The organism is Metabacillus sp. YM-086, from assembly GCF_048059995.1.
GTDB classification, from domain to species: Bacteria; Bacillota; Bacilli; order Bacillales; family Bacillaceae; genus Metabacillus; species Metabacillus litoralis_B.
In genome coordinates this window covers 1-14742 of sequence record NZ_JBLUOI010000097.1, presented here as the reverse complement: position 1 = coordinate 14742, position 14742 = coordinate 1, and the positions used below count along the sequence as shown (strand labels likewise).

At 34.7% G+C, this 14742-nt stretch carries 18 protein-coding genes; 11 read left to right on the top strand and 7 right to left on the bottom strand.

Annotation, left to right across the window (positions count from 1 at the left end):
- Window positions 1-103 precede the first annotated feature (103 nt).
- The 3 genes from ACEWK1_RS24665 to ACEWK1_RS24655 form a co-directional block, all read right to left on the bottom strand.
- Window positions 104-253 carry a hypothetical protein gene (locus ACEWK1_RS24665; RefSeq protein WP_162987392.1) on the bottom strand — a complete coding sequence of 50 codons (150 nt, stop codon included), beginning with the start codon at window positions 251-253 and terminating at the stop codon, window positions 104-106.
- Between the two features lie 106 nt (window positions 254-359).
- Complete coding sequence (locus tag ACEWK1_RS24660; protein WP_121662441.1) at window positions 360-803, bottom strand: cupredoxin domain-containing protein; 444 nt, start codon at window positions 801-803, stop codon at window positions 360-362.
- A 173-nt stretch (window positions 804-976) separates the two neighbouring features.
- Entirely contained in the window at window positions 977-1321 is a 345-nt protein-coding gene (locus ACEWK1_RS24655; RefSeq protein ID WP_212134163.1) for a general stress protein, read from the bottom strand.
- Window positions 1322-1767: 446 nt separating this feature from the next.
- On the opposite strand from ACEWK1_RS24655, the gene proC reads away from it, so the two are divergent.
- Complete coding sequence (proC, locus tag ACEWK1_RS24650; protein WP_212134161.1) at window positions 1768-2568, top strand: pyrroline-5-carboxylate reductase; 801 nt, start codon at window positions 1768-1770, stop codon at window positions 2566-2568.
- A 63-nt stretch (window positions 2569-2631) separates the two neighbouring features.
- Here proC and ACEWK1_RS24645 read toward each other — a convergent pair whose 3' ends face one another.
- From ACEWK1_RS24645 to ACEWK1_RS24630, 4 genes are all read right to left on the bottom strand, one after another.
- Complete coding sequence (locus ACEWK1_RS24645; protein WP_212134159.1) at window positions 2632-3306, bottom strand: serine/threonine protein kinase; 675 nt, start codon at window positions 3304-3306, stop codon at window positions 2632-2634.
- Window positions 3307-3468: 162 nt separating this feature from the next.
- Window positions 3469-3678 (bottom strand): cold-inducible protein YdjO-related protein, encoded by a 210-nt coding sequence (locus ACEWK1_RS24640; protein ID WP_098799306.1) that lies wholly within the window; start codon window positions 3676-3678, stop codon window positions 3469-3471.
- A gap of 147 nt (window positions 3679-3825) precedes the next feature.
- Window positions 3826-4008: an H-type small acid-soluble spore protein gene (locus ACEWK1_RS24635; RefSeq protein WP_098799307.1), complete on the bottom strand. Its 183-nt coding sequence runs from the start codon at window positions 4006-4008 to the stop codon at window positions 3826-3828.
- Window positions 4009-4080: 72 nt separating this feature from the next.
- Window positions 4081-5244, bottom strand: coding sequence for a DUF418 domain-containing protein (locus ACEWK1_RS24630; RefSeq protein WP_212134158.1), 1164 nt, complete (start codon window positions 5242-5244; stop codon window positions 4081-4083).
- Between the two features lie 91 nt (window positions 5245-5335).
- On the opposite strand from ACEWK1_RS24630, the gene ACEWK1_RS24625 reads away from it, so the two are divergent.
- The 10 genes from ACEWK1_RS24625 to ACEWK1_RS24580 all read left to right on the top strand — a co-directional run bounded on the left by ACEWK1_RS24625 (window position 5336) and on the right by ACEWK1_RS24580 (window position 14439).
- Entirely contained in the window at window positions 5336-5965 is a 630-nt protein-coding gene (locus ACEWK1_RS24625) for a DUF421 domain-containing protein (RefSeq protein WP_121662436.1), read from the top strand.
- 390 nt (window positions 5966-6355) lie between these two features.
- Window positions 6356-6922 (top strand): tetratricopeptide repeat protein, encoded by a 567-nt coding sequence (locus ACEWK1_RS24620; protein WP_212134157.1) that lies wholly within the window; start codon window positions 6356-6358, stop codon window positions 6920-6922.
- Window positions 6923-6924: 2 nt separating this feature from the next.
- The gene (locus ACEWK1_RS24615) at window positions 6925-8841 is read left to right on the top strand and encodes a hypothetical protein (RefSeq protein ID WP_212134156.1); all 1917 of its coding nucleotides are present in this window, start codon (window positions 6925-6927) and stop codon (window positions 8839-8841) included.
- Window positions 8838-10172 carry a phenylacetate--CoA ligase family protein gene (locus ACEWK1_RS24610; RefSeq protein ID WP_121662433.1) on the top strand — a complete coding sequence of 445 codons (1335 nt, stop codon included), beginning with the start codon at window positions 8838-8840 and terminating at the stop codon, window positions 10170-10172. Before ACEWK1_RS24615 ends, ACEWK1_RS24610 begins: the two co-directional genes overlap by 4 nt.
- Window positions 10173-10184: 12 nt before the next feature.
- On the top strand, window positions 10185-10940 hold the full coding sequence (locus tag ACEWK1_RS24605; RefSeq protein WP_121662432.1) for an amidohydrolase family protein: 756 nt from the start codon (window positions 10185-10187) through the stop codon (window positions 10938-10940).
- 13 nt (window positions 10941-10953) lie between these two features.
- Window positions 10954-12216 (top strand): phenylacetate--CoA ligase family protein, encoded by a 1263-nt coding sequence (locus tag ACEWK1_RS24600; RefSeq protein ID WP_121662431.1) that lies wholly within the window; start codon window positions 10954-10956, stop codon window positions 12214-12216.
- Between the two features lies 1 nt (window position 12217).
- Entirely contained in the window at window positions 12218-13324 is a 1107-nt protein-coding gene (locus ACEWK1_RS24595; RefSeq protein WP_212134155.1) for a 3-dehydroquinate synthase II, read from the top strand.
- A gap of 20 nt (window positions 13325-13344) precedes the next feature.
- The gene (locus ACEWK1_RS24590; protein WP_121662429.1) at window positions 13345-14109 is read left to right on the top strand and encodes a 2-amino-3,7-dideoxy-D-threo-hept-6-ulosonate synthase; all 765 of its coding nucleotides are present in this window, start codon (window positions 13345-13347) and stop codon (window positions 14107-14109) included.
- 8 nt (window positions 14110-14117) lie between these two features.
- Entirely contained in the window at window positions 14118-14306 is a 189-nt protein-coding gene (locus tag ACEWK1_RS24585; RefSeq protein ID WP_121662428.1) for a hypothetical protein, read from the top strand.
- The gene (locus tag ACEWK1_RS24580) at window positions 14299-14439 is read left to right on the top strand and encodes a hypothetical protein (protein ID WP_162987391.1); all 141 of its coding nucleotides are present in this window, start codon (window positions 14299-14301) and stop codon (window positions 14437-14439) included. Before ACEWK1_RS24585 ends, ACEWK1_RS24580 begins: the two co-directional genes overlap by 8 nt.
- Window positions 14440-14742: the final 303 nt, after the last annotated feature.

The following is a 14742-nucleotide window of genomic DNA, read 5'->3' as shown; positions in this document are numbered from 1 at the left end:
TACGGTTTGATGAGGAGGAACTGAAAGTAAAAGAGATAGCGTAAGCTATCCCCTCGAAATCAGTTTCTTACTCTACTTTATGATTAACTTGAAAAAATTCAGTTTATGCACTAGATTCAAGCGGTGATACCTCGGAATGGTGGACTAGTATGATATCATCAATCTCAGATTCGAGTTTTTTAAGCTCTATGTATCCACTGGTGTATGTATAAAATATTTCATATAATTCCTCTTTATAGATGACAATCTTCAAAACTACTCACCCTTGCCTTTCTTCTTTGATATCTGTTAAATACCCGCTTGTACACTAAATAAACTAGGTATTATTACCTGTTTTTAACTAAGAATTGATAAAGTGTTTAATCAACAACAATGTATGCAATCATTGGGACTTGTTGACCATCATGAGAGTGCGTATCACAAATAAGACGATAAGTTCCTTCTTCCTTGAAATGAAGTGGAATAACTGTCTCTTCTCCTTTTTTAACAGTACCTTTAATATCAGTACCTTCTATATAAAAAGGATGCTCCTCACCGTTCACACCAATAATACTTAGTGTAATATCTTTATCTCGTGGAATAACAATTGTACCTGGATCCCAGCGATAAGCTTCAATTTTCTTACCATCTGATGTTGTTGTCGTAAATTCTCCGGTTACCATATTTATAACAATGTTCGTATCTTTTTCAGCGCTATTTTGAAATGTTGGCACAACATCATTTGAGAAGTAATACAAGCTACCCATGACAATTGCGACAAAAAGAAAAAACAACCAGCTCTTTCTTATAAAAATAAACCGCATCATATCCCCCCTAAGCATGTCTCAATTTATCTATATGACTTTAGAAAGGAGAACTTGTCTAATTTGTATAAAAAATTTAGAGATAATCGGTATGTGAGGAAGGCTTGAAAGTAATGAGGGTAATTTAAGGGGAAAGGGGAGCTCTAATAAACTAGAGCTTCCCATCATTTACTTTATACTAAATGATATTGTTCTGCATTTGTTACAATTAATAAAGCTTTTCCTTTATCAAGTTTTTCTTCATATGTTTGTGCTTCATCTTCTGAAAACCCTATTTCGTATAATTGATTTCGGAGTTCGTCACCTTTTTTACTGAAAAAGTTTTCAACAGCATGATTTAAACCTGTTTCCTCAATACCAATCACGTTTGTTTCTGCTTTATCAGAAATTCTTTCTGTTCGTTCGTCATCATGTGTTAACACATAAAGGTCATTAGCCTGTACACCTTTATTTTTAAGATTATTAACAGCTTGCTCCAGCTTGTCTTCATTTTGGAATTCTTCAATATAAGGTTTCATATCCTAACTTCCTCCTTTAAATGTTATAGTAGTCTATTACACAAAATAAGATGAATTAAACATAAAATGCGTGTTACTAGTTAATTTGGTAGTATTGGACTAACTTTCTTTTATTGTGATTAAATAAAGAAAATTTCGGGTATATCTTCTTCTTAAATTTTCCTCTTTCCTTATTGCTAGCATTATGTTATATTTATCTAGCGATGAGCTGAATTGTGTAAGTCGAAAAACATGCCGGAAGGCTAAATGCACGATGTGGCGTGCAGTTTTTCGCCTCAATACGCAGGAGACGTCTTTATAGGCGTCTCCTTTTATTATGTAAAAAAGTCAAATAAGTATCAATATACTATTGTTGTGGCCTTTTAGACTTAACAGTTTAACTTGAAGAATTTTTCAAAATAACATATCGTAATAGGAAATAAAATATGAGAAGAAAGAGGTAAAGGATGAAAAATTCGATTTTATTTATTGGTGCAGGCAGAATGGCAGAGGCAATCATATCTGGGCTATACCAAAAAAGCGATGAACAAATAAATTATATATATGTTTCGAACAGATCAAATCCAGAGAGACTTACTGAATTAGCTAAAAAGTATAAAGCTAATGCAATACATGATATTGAAATGTTTATTAAAAGAGTAGATGTTATTGTTTTGGCGATGCCACCCGGTGAACATAAAGATATTCTTAAGAGAATAAGTCCTTACATAACTAACCAGTTAATTGTAACAGTAGCAGCAGGAATTGGACCTGCCTATTTAGAGGCTAACCTTCCACCTAACACTCCTGTTGGATGGATTATGCCAAATACGGCGGCTACTATCGGTCATTCCATATCACTTTATACATATGGAAAGTTTGTCACAGATAAACATAAGAAACAAATGGAAATGCTAGTAAATGCGATTGGGGCATCACAATATTGCACGGAACAACAAATTCATGACTTAACTGCCGTTACAGGGAGTGCACCAGCTTTTGTTTATCTCTTCGTTGAAACACTAATAGAGTTTACAGAAAAGATGGGGGTATCATCTGAAGTAGCTGAGAAATTAGTGAACGAAATGGTAATAGGATCGGCAGAGATGCTTAAAGGAAATCTTTCTGCGCGGGAACTAATGGAACAAGTAACAACACCCGGAGGTGCGACAGCAGAAGGGATCAAGGTGTTACAACATGGTCAGTTTACTCAACTTGTCCAACAGGCTGTTATTGCAACAAATAAAAAAGCAAAGGGAGAAGAATAACAAAAGGGCACGCACCATTAGCAGCGTGCCTTTCTTGTGATGATTATAATTAGCCCTAGCGATTTATATATAGTTCATTCTATTTTTATTGCTATATAATTCTTGTTTTCTTCTAAAGCCAGTTACTAGTAAGTAAAATTGATAGCTTTTGCGAATTCTTTCTAGTAGCCAATAAGGGAAAGGGATACGAATGTTTTTAAATAATGGTAGATAGATTAAATAGTAACCCTTTTTAAAGTGCTTCCACTTAGGGCAGGAATAGGTTTTTAGAAAGTCAGAAACATCAACTATATACCCTTTACCGTCCTTCATTGTAATATTCTTTCCATGTATATCAGTAGGATTTAGTCCTTTTGATTTAGCAAATTGTAAGGCACTGTCTACATCCTTAATTACAGTTTTTGGTATAAATGTTCCCATTCTAAGAGCTTGGTAAAGCGTAATTCCTACTAAATTTTTAAGAACAAGATATCTTTCACCATACTCATATAATCCTGAATATGCATTGTGTTTTCCAAGTTTTTGATAAACCATGATTTCTTCTGTAATTCCTTCACGGTTTTCAGCATAAACCTTTACTACTTTTCCGTCTAAAGAAGGATGAGTAAATACAGCTGCAAAATTACCTCTACCAATTAGTTTCCATCCGTTCGGTATGTTTTTTACAACAACGGGATCGAATGGATCTTTACTGTACACAAAAATATGCTTCATAAGTTGTTCATCAATCCAAGACATTTTACACCTCAGGTTACCTTCATTGTTTCCTCGCAATACTCTGCGGCAAACCTTCTTAACAGACAATATACTACATATTGCATAATTCGTCCTGAAATAAAATAAAATTCCATGTAAAAACATGGAATTTTATTTTGAACAGTATTACTGTTGTGTATGAAATTATTCCTTTTTGTGGCTCACAGCGGAAAAATTCTCTAGAACAGGTAATGTGCGTTCTCCTTCAATCATTGCGTGTCCACAAAGAGGACAATCAGGCTCTTCGTTTGATTTAAAATTATCACGCATCCAACCGTTACAATCTTCTGATCCACAAGTCCAAATTTTTAAGCTTACCTCTGGTGGTTTTTCAACTTGTTGTTGAAATCTCATATCAACACATCCTTTAGTAAGGAGATTTAGTACTAAGTACATTATACACATTTTTTCTAACAATATGTATAAATGTTAACAAATTCCTATGTCATTACTTTATATCATGTTTGATTAGCATATTTTACTATCCTTTGGACACACTTATTACTCTACTTCTTTTAGCTCTGCAACACTTACCTGTGAACGTTCTTCAAGTGGCCCTCTTAAATGACAAGTAACCATTCCTTGCTCTTCATGCAACTCATCAATCCAAACAGAACTACCATTATACATGACTTTAATATCAGCAGATGAAGATAAAATTTGTTTTACTCGATTCATATCCATTCGTATAACCTCCTAAAAAATTATCAACATTTTATTTTTACCTGTTTTATTCGCTGTTATACAATTTGGAATTTATTTTTGGATCTTAAACGTGTGTAATTCTTTGTTTATGAAAAAAGGACTTATTTTTTGATAAGTAAAGCTGCGCCAAATCCATTCTACTGGACCATAGTGGAAATATAATAACCATAAATAACTAAAGCCAAGCTGTATAAAAAAGATAGCTACACTAATTAGCAACCCTTCAGTAAGAGTTAGGGTGTTATACAACTGAAAAAAACGAAAAAAGAAAATGACGATTACGGATTGAGCTAAATAATTGGTCAGTGACATTCTCCCAACATATTGGAAGGGGGAAAGAATCTTCTTGAAAAAAGTCCGACTGCTAAACAAATAGCTCGTCGTGAGATAAAAAACAGCAAGAAAAAGACCACTCAAGCTAGTAAGAAAATAGGTAATACTGTCATCAAATTTTGTGAGTAAAGCTAGTCCATTCAAACATACTGTGATCAAGCCTAAAAATAAACTAATTTTCCACCAGTTTTTCATACGAACTATATTTGTATGGTTTCGCTCATATAGCTTCTCTTTTCCTGCGAACAAACCTAATAAAAACCATCCTAATACAGGAATCATGACAATTGGTAGCTGTTGAAGTACCGGCAATACTTCAATGTTAAAGCGAAACAACACCCACTCAAAATAAGGAGCTTCCTTATACATTTGAATATACTCTAATGCGACTTGACTTTGGTTCGCTGTTGGAATCGTCGAAGCAGGAACGAATATAGTCATGAAAAGAAATAAATGATAAGCAAATAATAAGCTTATACTCCATATTGCAACCGTTTTGCTCGAAAGCTTATGGAAGAAGATGAGAAACACACTTGTTATCGCGTAAACATGTAAAATGTCACCATACCAAATAAAGATAAGGTGAATCATTCCGATCAAAAATAGAAAAAGTGTTCTTGAAACAAAGTTGGAAAGAGTTGATTTAATCATAAAAAGATAAAAACCCAATCCAAATAAAAAGGAAAACATGGGGTAAAATTTCATTTGAATAAACAGTTGCAAAAAGTAATAAAGTCCTTGATCAAAATCATCTTTATAAGAAGTTTTACCGAACATCGTATCAATGAACTCTGAAGAATGAAAGCTCTTCATATTAACGAGAAGTATCCCAAACAATGCAAGGCCGCGAATTGTATCAATTATTTTGAATCTGTTTGTCATTCATTTCTATCCTTTCTTTCCTAAAAAGGCATAAAATAAGGGAATTAACAAAAAATAATGCAAACTAATTATAAAGGTGGTTTTATGAACCATGGATTTGGATTTAATCTGGAAAAGTGTCATTATTGTGATTGGTGGGACAATCCTCTTAAGGATAGCAGGAAGAAAGTCAATCTCGCAAATGACATTGGCTCAAGTTGTAATTATGATTGGGATTGGATCTTTACTTGTACAACCTTTAGTTGGGAAAAATGTGTGGACCACATTAGTAGTTGGTTTAACTCTCGTCCTAACCCTTGTCCTAGTGGAATTTACTCAAATTAAATCTGATAAACTCGAGAAATTCATTTCAGGAAAAGCAAAAATCTTAATTAAAGATGGCAAACTACAAGAAGATCAATTAAAAAAGCTTCGTCTTTCAGTTGACTTATTGGAAATGAAGTTAAGACAATCAAATGTTAATAAGATGGAAGATATTAAATATGCAACATTAGAACCAAATGGGCAAATTGGTTTTGAACTAAAAGAGAACAAAAAGCCAGCAACAAAAGAAGATATAAACATGATCTTACAGGAAATTCAGCAAATAAAACAATCAATGGGGTTCATTCCATTAGACCTTAATATGCAGCAAAATCAATCATCAACACAGGATACCACTTTATTTACTGAAATAACAAAAGGTAAACACAGACCAACACCTCCTAGTCATCTTCAATAAATTAGTTTTATCCTTCTTTTTTAACTGTCAGACAAAATCTGATGGTTTTTTTATGTTTAACATGATTTATATTTTTGGGGATATTGAATTTTGTTCTTTGCTCAAATAGTATTAATCTTTCCTTTAACTCACCTCTTATAAGAATACTTAAGCTCATAAAGCACATTTTTAAAATTCTTCCTTTAATAGGTTTAATAGTCTATACAACAATAAGATCATCAAGAATCATTAAAATGTTATCGCTTACATTGTAGACTCTATCATCAAATATCTTCTTTTCCATTAATGTCTATCACCATACTTTATCGTTCACATAAGTTGTAAATGTACTCAAGAAGATTGAGTGAGATAGATTTACGAACATGTATTGGTTAAAAGGAGGTGGAAGGATTGACTTATCAAAAAGGTGATTGGAAACAAGACTTTGAAGAGGCAGTAAAACTTCATCAAAAGGCAATTGATGGGGATCAACAGGCTGCAAAAAAAGCCTATGATATTTTGAAAAAAATAAAGCTTCAAGCAATGAATCATAGTATTGTAGAAGCATATTTTGGAAGTTCATCTGCCCTAATAGCAAGAGATCACCCTGATTTAATTGAAAAAATGAACTTAGCAAAAAGAGGATTAAAAGCTCTCGATAAGGCAGTGAAGGCAGAACCAAATCACACAGAAATAAGAATGCTTCGAGCAAACGTTGCTTATCGATTGCCCGAAATGTATTTTAAACGAACAAAAACAGCTATTGAAGATTTTCAGTTTTTAATTAGTGATTATGAAAAAAAGAAAACTGATATTTCGAAAGACCAATACTGTGAGTTTCTATTAAATCTAGGTAGTTCATATCAAACAATCGGTGATTCTGAGAATGCCGAGAATACTTGGGAGAAACTACTAAAAATAAATAGCGGAAAATATAAAAAACTTGTGGAACAGGCAAGGAATTCAGGGGGTGAATAAATTTGAGTTTTAGAAAAAGAGAAGATTTGTTGGAATCTCTAATGAAAACAAATCCCTTTATGAATAAAGCAAAAAAAGTAATCAATAAAAAAGTTGCACAATATACCCAGCCAAAATCAAATAATATGGAAGCAGCAACTACTAAAGCAATGAATCACCAAGTAAAAGAACCAACAAATTCTAATATTCCTTCAAAGATTAAAACAGAAGAAGCTTTGTCGAATAAGAGACCTGCACAAATTCAGTCACCTTTAGAAGAAGCAATTAAAGATCATGATGCAGGGATTAAGGGCAATAAACTAGCTGTAAAGAAAGCATATGCATCACTAAAAGAGCTGGCTAAAAAACAGCCTAAAAATTTGGAAATAAAAGCTTACTATGGAAGTGCGACAACTCTTCTAGCAAGAGATGCAAATAGTGTAACAGACAAAATGAAATATGCATTAGAAGGTTTAAAACAACTAGACGAAGTTGTTGAAACATCTCCTGATCTAATTCTAGCAAGATTTTTAAGAGGAAATGTATGCTATCGTCTACCAGAGTTATATTTTCAACGAACGTCAACTGCAATTGAGGACTTTTCATATTTGGTTACTGCGTTTGAAGGGGATTCTTCCATTTTATCTGAAGCTGAGTATACCGAAGTATTAAAGAACTTAGTTGAAGCTTATAAGCGAACAAACCAACTAGAAAAAGCTACAGATTACCAAGGAAAATTAAAAGCACTTAAACATGGTGGACATTTCAATGAAGCTGATGATAACGATAAAGTAGTGAACAGTAATTATGAAGTATCTAATGAAGGGCTAACTGATGAAGCAATGGAATATTATCAAAGGGCCTTATATGGTGATGCTGATGATGTAAAAGAAGCCATGAATTTCTTTGATGTATTTGTATTAACCAATCCTTCCCCAGAGGTGGAAATGATTCATATTGACCTGCAGTCGATGCAAGGTCGGGATTCTATTAACACGTACGAAATGTTCGGATCAGCTATTAAGTCTATGAAGGCAATGGATAGTTTAATTAATGAACATCCATCCTTGTATGAGTTACGTGCGATTCGTTCGAGACACTGCTTACGATTACCTGAACTTTTCTTTAGAAGAGCTGCAATCGCTGTAAGTGATATCGAAACATTATTAAAAGCTGAAAGTTATCTTAAAGAAGTAGGAGCAAACACACATCATCAACTGCTATTTGATTTAGGCTTTGCATATGAAAAGTTAGATATGCTTGAAGCTGCACATGAAACATGGAATAAGCTATTAAAGCTCAGACCTTCCAAAGAAATAAAAGATAGTGTACAAGAGAAACTATCCATTCACTCTTATAAGGAAATTGATCTTCGTACTCTTTCTACTGTAACAAAAGAAAAGCTATATGAAACTGCAAAAGAAATGCATCATTTAGGAGCAAAAGGTAGTAAGGTCGCGGCTAAACAGAGCTTAGAAGCATGGGAAAAAGCAAAAGATGCTTTTCCAGATTGTGAAATTGCTAAGACCTACTACGCAGCATCTGTTGCGTTAATGGGCAAATTCGCAAATGATCCACAAGAAATGTTTGGTGAAACAATTAAAGGCTTAAAACTATTAAAATCATGCATTAAATCTGATGACCCCGAATTAAAATACTTGCGAGGCTGCATTTATATGTGTCTGCCGGAAGGATTTTTCCATACTAGCGATAAAGCAGCTAAAGATTTTAAATCGGTTAAATCAGCATATGAAAACAATCGTGAAAATGCTCCAATTACAAAAGAACAGTATGTAAAACTGTTGTATGATTTAGGGCATTTATACAAAAAAACTAGTTTCATAGACAAAGCAAAGAAAACTTGGAAAACTCTTCTGAAAGAGGATCCACATTCAGAATATGCTCGTCGAATTGCACATCAGGTAGGTGAAGAAGAATGAGCTCATTATTTGAGAAAAAGATCAAAAAGGTGAGAATGCCTTTAACAATAAAGCGATTTTTCAATGGTACCACTCATCCTGATCAAATGTCACAGCAACAGATTGACTCGTATCATTTAGAATCGTTAAAGCATATCGTCAAAAATGCATATGAAAAAAATGAGTTTTACAAACAAAAGTTAGATGAAGTAAACATGAAGCCGAAGGACATTAAATCAGTAAGTGATTTAAGCAAATTACCTTTTTTAACAAAAGACGAACTACGTGGAAAACCGTATATCCTATTAACAGTTGATAAAAAAGACATTGCACTTGTTCAGGTTTCGACTGGTACAACAGGTGGAGAAGAGATTTATATGATGTATACGTGGAATGATTATTATTTACATGATCTTGCTCCACGCTATCCACAGCTTTTTGAAGTAGATCCCGGAGATGTTTGCTTAAATGCATTGCCGTACGAAATGAGCGCAGCAGGTTTAGCTTTTCATAAAACATTTATGGAGGGTTGTGAAGCAACAGTTATCCCTGCTGGTAAAGGTGGAGCTTATTCTACACCAAAGAAAACGTTAAAAATGATGAAAGACTTACAACCAAATGTTGTCATTACAACGCCTTCTTGGGCAATGTTGCTTGCAGAAGAAGCAGAAGAACAACAATTTGAGTTAAAAAGCTTGCAATTAAAGAAATTATGGATCACAGGAGAGGGTTGTTCTCCTGCATTCCGTGAACGTCTTGAAGAGCTATGGGGAGCTACAGCAAACTTCTTTTATGGAAGTCTTGAATGTGGCGTGTTAGGTATTGAATGTGACAGCCATGATGGCTATCACCTAGCTCAAGCTCATGCAATCGTTGAAATTGTTGATCCAAAAACAGGTGAACCACTAGATGAAGGGGAGATTGGTGAAATTGTTGTAACAAGTGCTCTTCGTTATGATACACCAATTTTGCGCTTCCGAACTGGAGACATAGGCTATATTGAGTCTGAAACATGTTCTTGTGGTGTTACGATGCCTAAGTTCTATTTACGAGGAAGAGTTGTTGATCAAATTAAATATAACGGAACATCACTTTCACCATTTTATTTAGAAGAGTTCTTAATGCGTGAGCCTGAAATTGGAAACTGGTTTGAATTTGTTTTGGCAAAAGAAGGAGATAATGAAGCAATCCACGTAAGATGTGAACTTGCTGAAGGTGTTGAAGCTTCAAATCATCTTGCAGATTCACTAGAAAGTAAATTGGAGTTTGCATCTGGAATTCCGTTTAAACTGGAGTTTGTTGATAAACTACCAAGACCTCAAGGGAAGACAGTACGTGTTGTTTATGAATAGAGGTGAAAAAAGTTGATTATTGATGCACATGCACATTTGTCTGACACAGAATATGGAAACACAGAGATGTATTTAAAAGTAATAAAAGAAGCAGGAATTGACCAAGGGGTGGCAGTACCTGGTGCGATGCTTGATGTTCGTAAAATGACTGAATATATTACAGGTCGAGCAAAGCCGGATAATCCTGTTCCTGACAATCAATATGTAGAAAAGGCTATAAAAGCAAATCAAAACATTCAAGGTTTTATCTGCATTAATCCTCACGACAAGGATGTTAACAAACAGCTGGAAAAAGGAAAAAAACAAGGATTTAAAGGATTAAAGCTATCACCTTTGTCACACCAATTTTCCTTTGCCTCAAAAGGTATTACAAGTTTAGCTGATCTTTGTGGTGATTATGGTTTTCCGGTTTATTCTCATGTGGTTTATAGTCCAGGGGCTTCCACAGCTAAGTTTATTCAACTTGCCAAACAGTTTCCTAAAACGAATTTTATTATCGGACATATGGGGTTTGGTCCTGCTGATCAGGAAGCGTTAGAGGCGGCAAAAAATTTATCAAATTTTTATTTAGAAACATCAACAGGCAATTTTCTTCACATCCAAGAAACAGTTAAGAAAATTGGATCATCAAAAGTAATATTTGGATCAGAATACCCGTTATCACATCCTGGAATAGAGCTTGAAAAAATTATGAAGCTACAGATAAAAGATCGTGAACGTGAAGAAATTCTATCCCAAAACATTAAACATCTTTTACAGATGAAATAAGGGTGTGTTTAAGATGAACACACAAGACAAGATTGCTGCTTTAAATGAAGTACTAAACTATGCAAAAACATCACCATTTTACTCTACTCGAATTCAAAATCTACCACTACATTCATTAGAAGACATAAAAAATATACCATTCACAACAAAATCTGATTTAAGAGAGCAATCACCTTTTGGTCTTTTGCCAACTTCTTCGAGTTCTCTGTCACAATACCATGAGTCTTCTGGAACAACAGGTACTCCTGTATCAGTATGGTATAACGAAAAAGATCTTGATGAAATTACGAGCGGTATCGCTAGCTGTGGTGCTTCTTTTAACGAAAGTGATATTGTTCTAATCCGATTTCCTTACGCACTTTCAACGATTTCACATTTTGTTCATCGTGCCGTACAAAGGCAAGGCGGGTGTGTTGTACCTGCTGATAGTCGAACAACAATTACACCAATGTCTAAAGTCATTGATTTAGTAAAAAGGTTAAATGTAACGGTACTGGCATGTATTTCTTTACAAGCAATCATGCTTGCTGAGGTAGCAGAAATGCTTGGATTAAATCCGAAAAGGGATTTCCCTTCATTAAGAGCTATTTGCACTGCTGGTGAACCATTAACACCGTTTCGTAGAAAATTAATAGAGGAAATATGGGGTGTACCTGTATTTGATAATTATGGGATGACCGAAGTAGGTACAACAATGGTTGATTGCTCATCACAACGATTACATGTATTTGAAGATTATTTTCATGTCGAAGTTCTCGCAGATGATTTAAAAACAGATGTAAAAGATGGTGAAATTGGAAATTTAGTGTTAACTACTCTTCGCAAACGGGCAACACCGATGATCCGATATGTAACCGGAGATCTAGTTCAAGTAGTAGAACATCCTTGTTCCTGTGGTAGAAATCGTTCTTTTGTTATTAGAGGTAGAAAAGAAAATCTAATTACGGTTGATCGTATGTCTTTTGATATGCATGAATTAGAGAAAATGATCTCACCCTTACCAGCAAGGCGTTTTTGGTCAGCGGGTAAAATCAACTCTCATCTCTATATCTTTATTGAAAAAGAAACAAAAGATGATCAGGTCTTAGGCGACTATGTGGAACGATTGAAAGAAAAATACGGAGTTGCCCTTTCTATTATCCTCTTAGATAGAGGAGCATTATATGACAGATCTGATGATTTATCCTTTGGCATGGTAGCAAAACCACATTACTTTTTATCAACTCAAGAAACAGAAAATTTATTAAAAATGAGCAGATCGGAAGGAGCTAATTAATATGCAACAAAAAGCTAGGCAAGTATGGTATGACGGTAGAGGAGTCTCAGTTGAAAATATGGATGTTTGGGAGTTAATTAATCATTCTCCAATTGATAAAGTACTAGTTTCTCTTCAACAGCGTCAAGAAGGATATTTCCCACAAAAAATGACATTCATTACAGAAGTAAGCAGCAGTGAAGAATTAGAGCAAGTGCCTGCTGAAGACACCGTTTTTTCTAATAGTCAAGTAGTTTTAGCAGATGCGAAAAAACGCGGTCATCAAACATGTATTTTTTATTCTGTTGATAATCGTGAAATGCTAGAGCGTTGTTCGAGAGAAGCAAGTGAATATGACTATGCTGCAGTAGATTTTGACTTACCAACAAACATTCCACTTGAACTAATTATTGCTAGATTAGAAGAAAGTAACACTGTATTATTACGTGCTGTTAACACAGCAATTGATACAGAAATTGCGTATGGAACACTTGAAAAAGGTAGTGACGGTGTTTTATTTGCGACAACAAATGTTGATGAAGTAAAACGATTAACTGCATTTATGTCAAAACAATCTTTGCCAAATTTAGAATTACACCCAATGGTTGTTACGGATGTTGTGCATGCTGGTATGGGTGTTCGTGCTTGTATTGATACAACAGGCATTATGACACAAGATGAAGGAATGATTATTGGTTCCACTTCAGGTGGAGGAGTATTTGTTTGCTCTGAAACACATTATTTACCATATATGAACTTAAGACCATTTCGTGTTAATGCAGGTGCAGTTCATTCTTATGTATGGCAGCCTGAAGATGCAGCGGAGTATTTAAGTGATCTTAAAGCTGGAGACAAAGTTCTTTGTGTGAATACAAAAGGTGAAACACGCGTATTAACGGTTGGTCGTATTAAAACTGAAGTTCGTCCAATGCTGTTAATCAAAGGGAAAGTAGGAGAGCGTGAATTGAATGTTGTTGTACAGGATGACTGGCACATCCGTATTATGAGTGCAGACGGCAAGCCTCGTAATGCTTCAACAATTAAGCCTGGAGATGAATTATTGTCTTACATTTGTGAACCAGGTCGTCATGTTGGTGTAAAAGTTAGCGAAACAATTATTGAAAGATAGAATAAATTGGAGGAATTTGTATGTCCGGTAAAGAAATTCGTCTGAAAAAATTATATCATCATTCCGATAAGTTACTAATTGTTCCAATGGATCATGGTATTACAATAGGTCCTGTAACTGGTTTAACGGAAATCAATCAAACAGTAAATGCCGTATTTGACGGAGGAGCGGATGCTGTTGTTGTGCATAAAGGACTTGTTCGGTATCTAACAGATGCATTAGGCTCCAATAAAGGTGAGCTAATTATTCATTTATCTGCTTCAACAGCGTTAGCTCCAGAATCTCAAAGTATGCGAAAAGAGCTTGTATCCTCAGTAGAGCACTCGATTCGTTTAGGAGCTACGGCGATTTCAACTCATGTGAATCTTGGGTCGCAATTTGAGGCGGAACAGATTAAGGATGTTGGTTTAATCGCTGAAGAATGTGATAAATGGGGATTGCCATTGCTTGCGATGATGTATGTACGTGACGGCTCAAAAGTACATGAATTTGATCCAGAACGTATACGTCATGCTGCCCGTGTAGCAGAAGAGCTCGGGGCAGACATTGTAAAAGTAAATTACAGTGGTTCACCGGAAACGTTTAGGCAAGTTGTTTCTGGTGTGAAAATCCCTGTTCTTATTGCAGGGGGAGAGAGATTAGGTTCGAATGATGATTTATTGACAATGATCGACGATGCTGTAAGTGCTGGTGCGAATGGAATTTCCATTGGTCGAAATATTTTCCAAGATGAAAATCCTGAAAAGCTATGTGCGAATATTCGCTCAATTTTAAATCAATCATGAGGTGAAACATGGATAATCAAAAAATGAATGAAGCTATTGGAAGTTTATCATCTAAAATCGCTGATTTAAAAAAACAAGGAGCAAGTGGCCAAGAGATTCAAGGTGCCGTATTTGAAATGTTACAAGGATTAGGCCTAAACATTCCACTTGATAAAATTACTCAAAATATGAATGGTGGGAATAAGAACGATGAATAAACAAGAAGTAAAAGAAGTTGTCCAAGAGTTCAAGCAACAAATTAATGCTGCTCTTGAAGGAGAAAACCAGTCAGAAGACATTAAAGCTGCTGTCTATGAAATGCTAAAAGCTTTAAACGTTCAATTACCATAGAAATATGAATGATTGTCAATAAATTCATCGCATTTTGAGGTTGGCCGTGTTATAGGCCAGCCTCTTTTTCATTTTTGTTATAAAACGTTTTAAATAATCTATTAATCATCATAATTTTGTGAAATTTTAATGAATGATTTTCAAGATCTAAGACAAACTATAGTGGTGGAAAAATGAATAATTAAATTGGAGGAAGACATGATGCTAAAAAAACTAGTACTTGCAACTTTTGTTTTTTTATTAGCGACTCCGGCCGTGTCCTATGGACAAATTAAAACATTTAAGGAACCACCATTTGAATTT

Bases quoted from the DNA above. Each gene is read 5' to 3' on its own strand.
- proC (WP_212134161.1), top strand. From the start codon at position 1,768: ATGAAAAATTCGATTTTATTTATTGGTGCAGGCAGAATGGCAGAGGCA.
- ACEWK1_RS24645 (WP_212134159.1), bottom strand. From the start codon at position 3,306: ATGTCTTGGATTGATGAACAACTTATGAAGCATATTTTTGTGTACAGT.
- ACEWK1_RS24590 (WP_121662429.1), top strand. From the start codon at position 13,345: ATGTCCGGTAAAGAAATTCGTCTGAAAAAATTATATCATCATTCCGAT.
- ACEWK1_RS24660 (WP_121662441.1), bottom strand. From the start codon at position 803: ATGCGGTTTATTTTTATAAGAAAGAGCTGGTTGTTTTTTCTTTTTGTC.
- ACEWK1_RS24580 (WP_162987391.1), top strand. From the start codon at position 14,299: ATGAATAAACAAGAAGTAAAAGAAGTTGTCCAAGAGTTCAAGCAACAA.
- ACEWK1_RS24655 (WP_212134163.1), bottom strand. From the start codon at position 1,321: ATGAAACCTTATATTGAAGAATTCCAAAATGAAGACAAGCTGGAGCAA.
- ACEWK1_RS24595 (WP_212134155.1), top strand. From the start codon at position 12,218: ATGCAACAAAAAGCTAGGCAAGTATGGTATGACGGTAGAGGAGTCTCA.
- ACEWK1_RS24630 (WP_212134158.1), bottom strand. From the start codon at position 5,244: ATGACAAACAGATTCAAAATAATTGATACAATTCGCGGCCTTGCATTG.
- ACEWK1_RS24625 (WP_121662436.1), top strand. From the start codon at position 5,336: ATGGATTTGGATTTAATCTGGAAAAGTGTCATTATTGTGATTGGTGGG.
- ACEWK1_RS24610 (WP_121662433.1), top strand. From the start codon at position 8,838: ATGAGCTCATTATTTGAGAAAAAGATCAAAAAGGTGAGAATGCCTTTA.
- ACEWK1_RS24600 (WP_121662431.1), top strand. From the start codon at position 10,954: ATGAACACACAAGACAAGATTGCTGCTTTAAATGAAGTACTAAACTAT.
- ACEWK1_RS24635 (WP_098799307.1), bottom strand. From the start codon at position 4,008: ATGGATATGAATCGAGTAAAACAAATTTTATCTTCATCTGCTGATATT.
- ACEWK1_RS24585 (WP_121662428.1), top strand. From the start codon at position 14,118: ATGGATAATCAAAAAATGAATGAAGCTATTGGAAGTTTATCATCTAAA.
- ACEWK1_RS24640 (WP_098799306.1), bottom strand. From the start codon at position 3,678: ATGAGATTTCAACAACAAGTTGAAAAACCACCAGAGGTAAGCTTAAAA.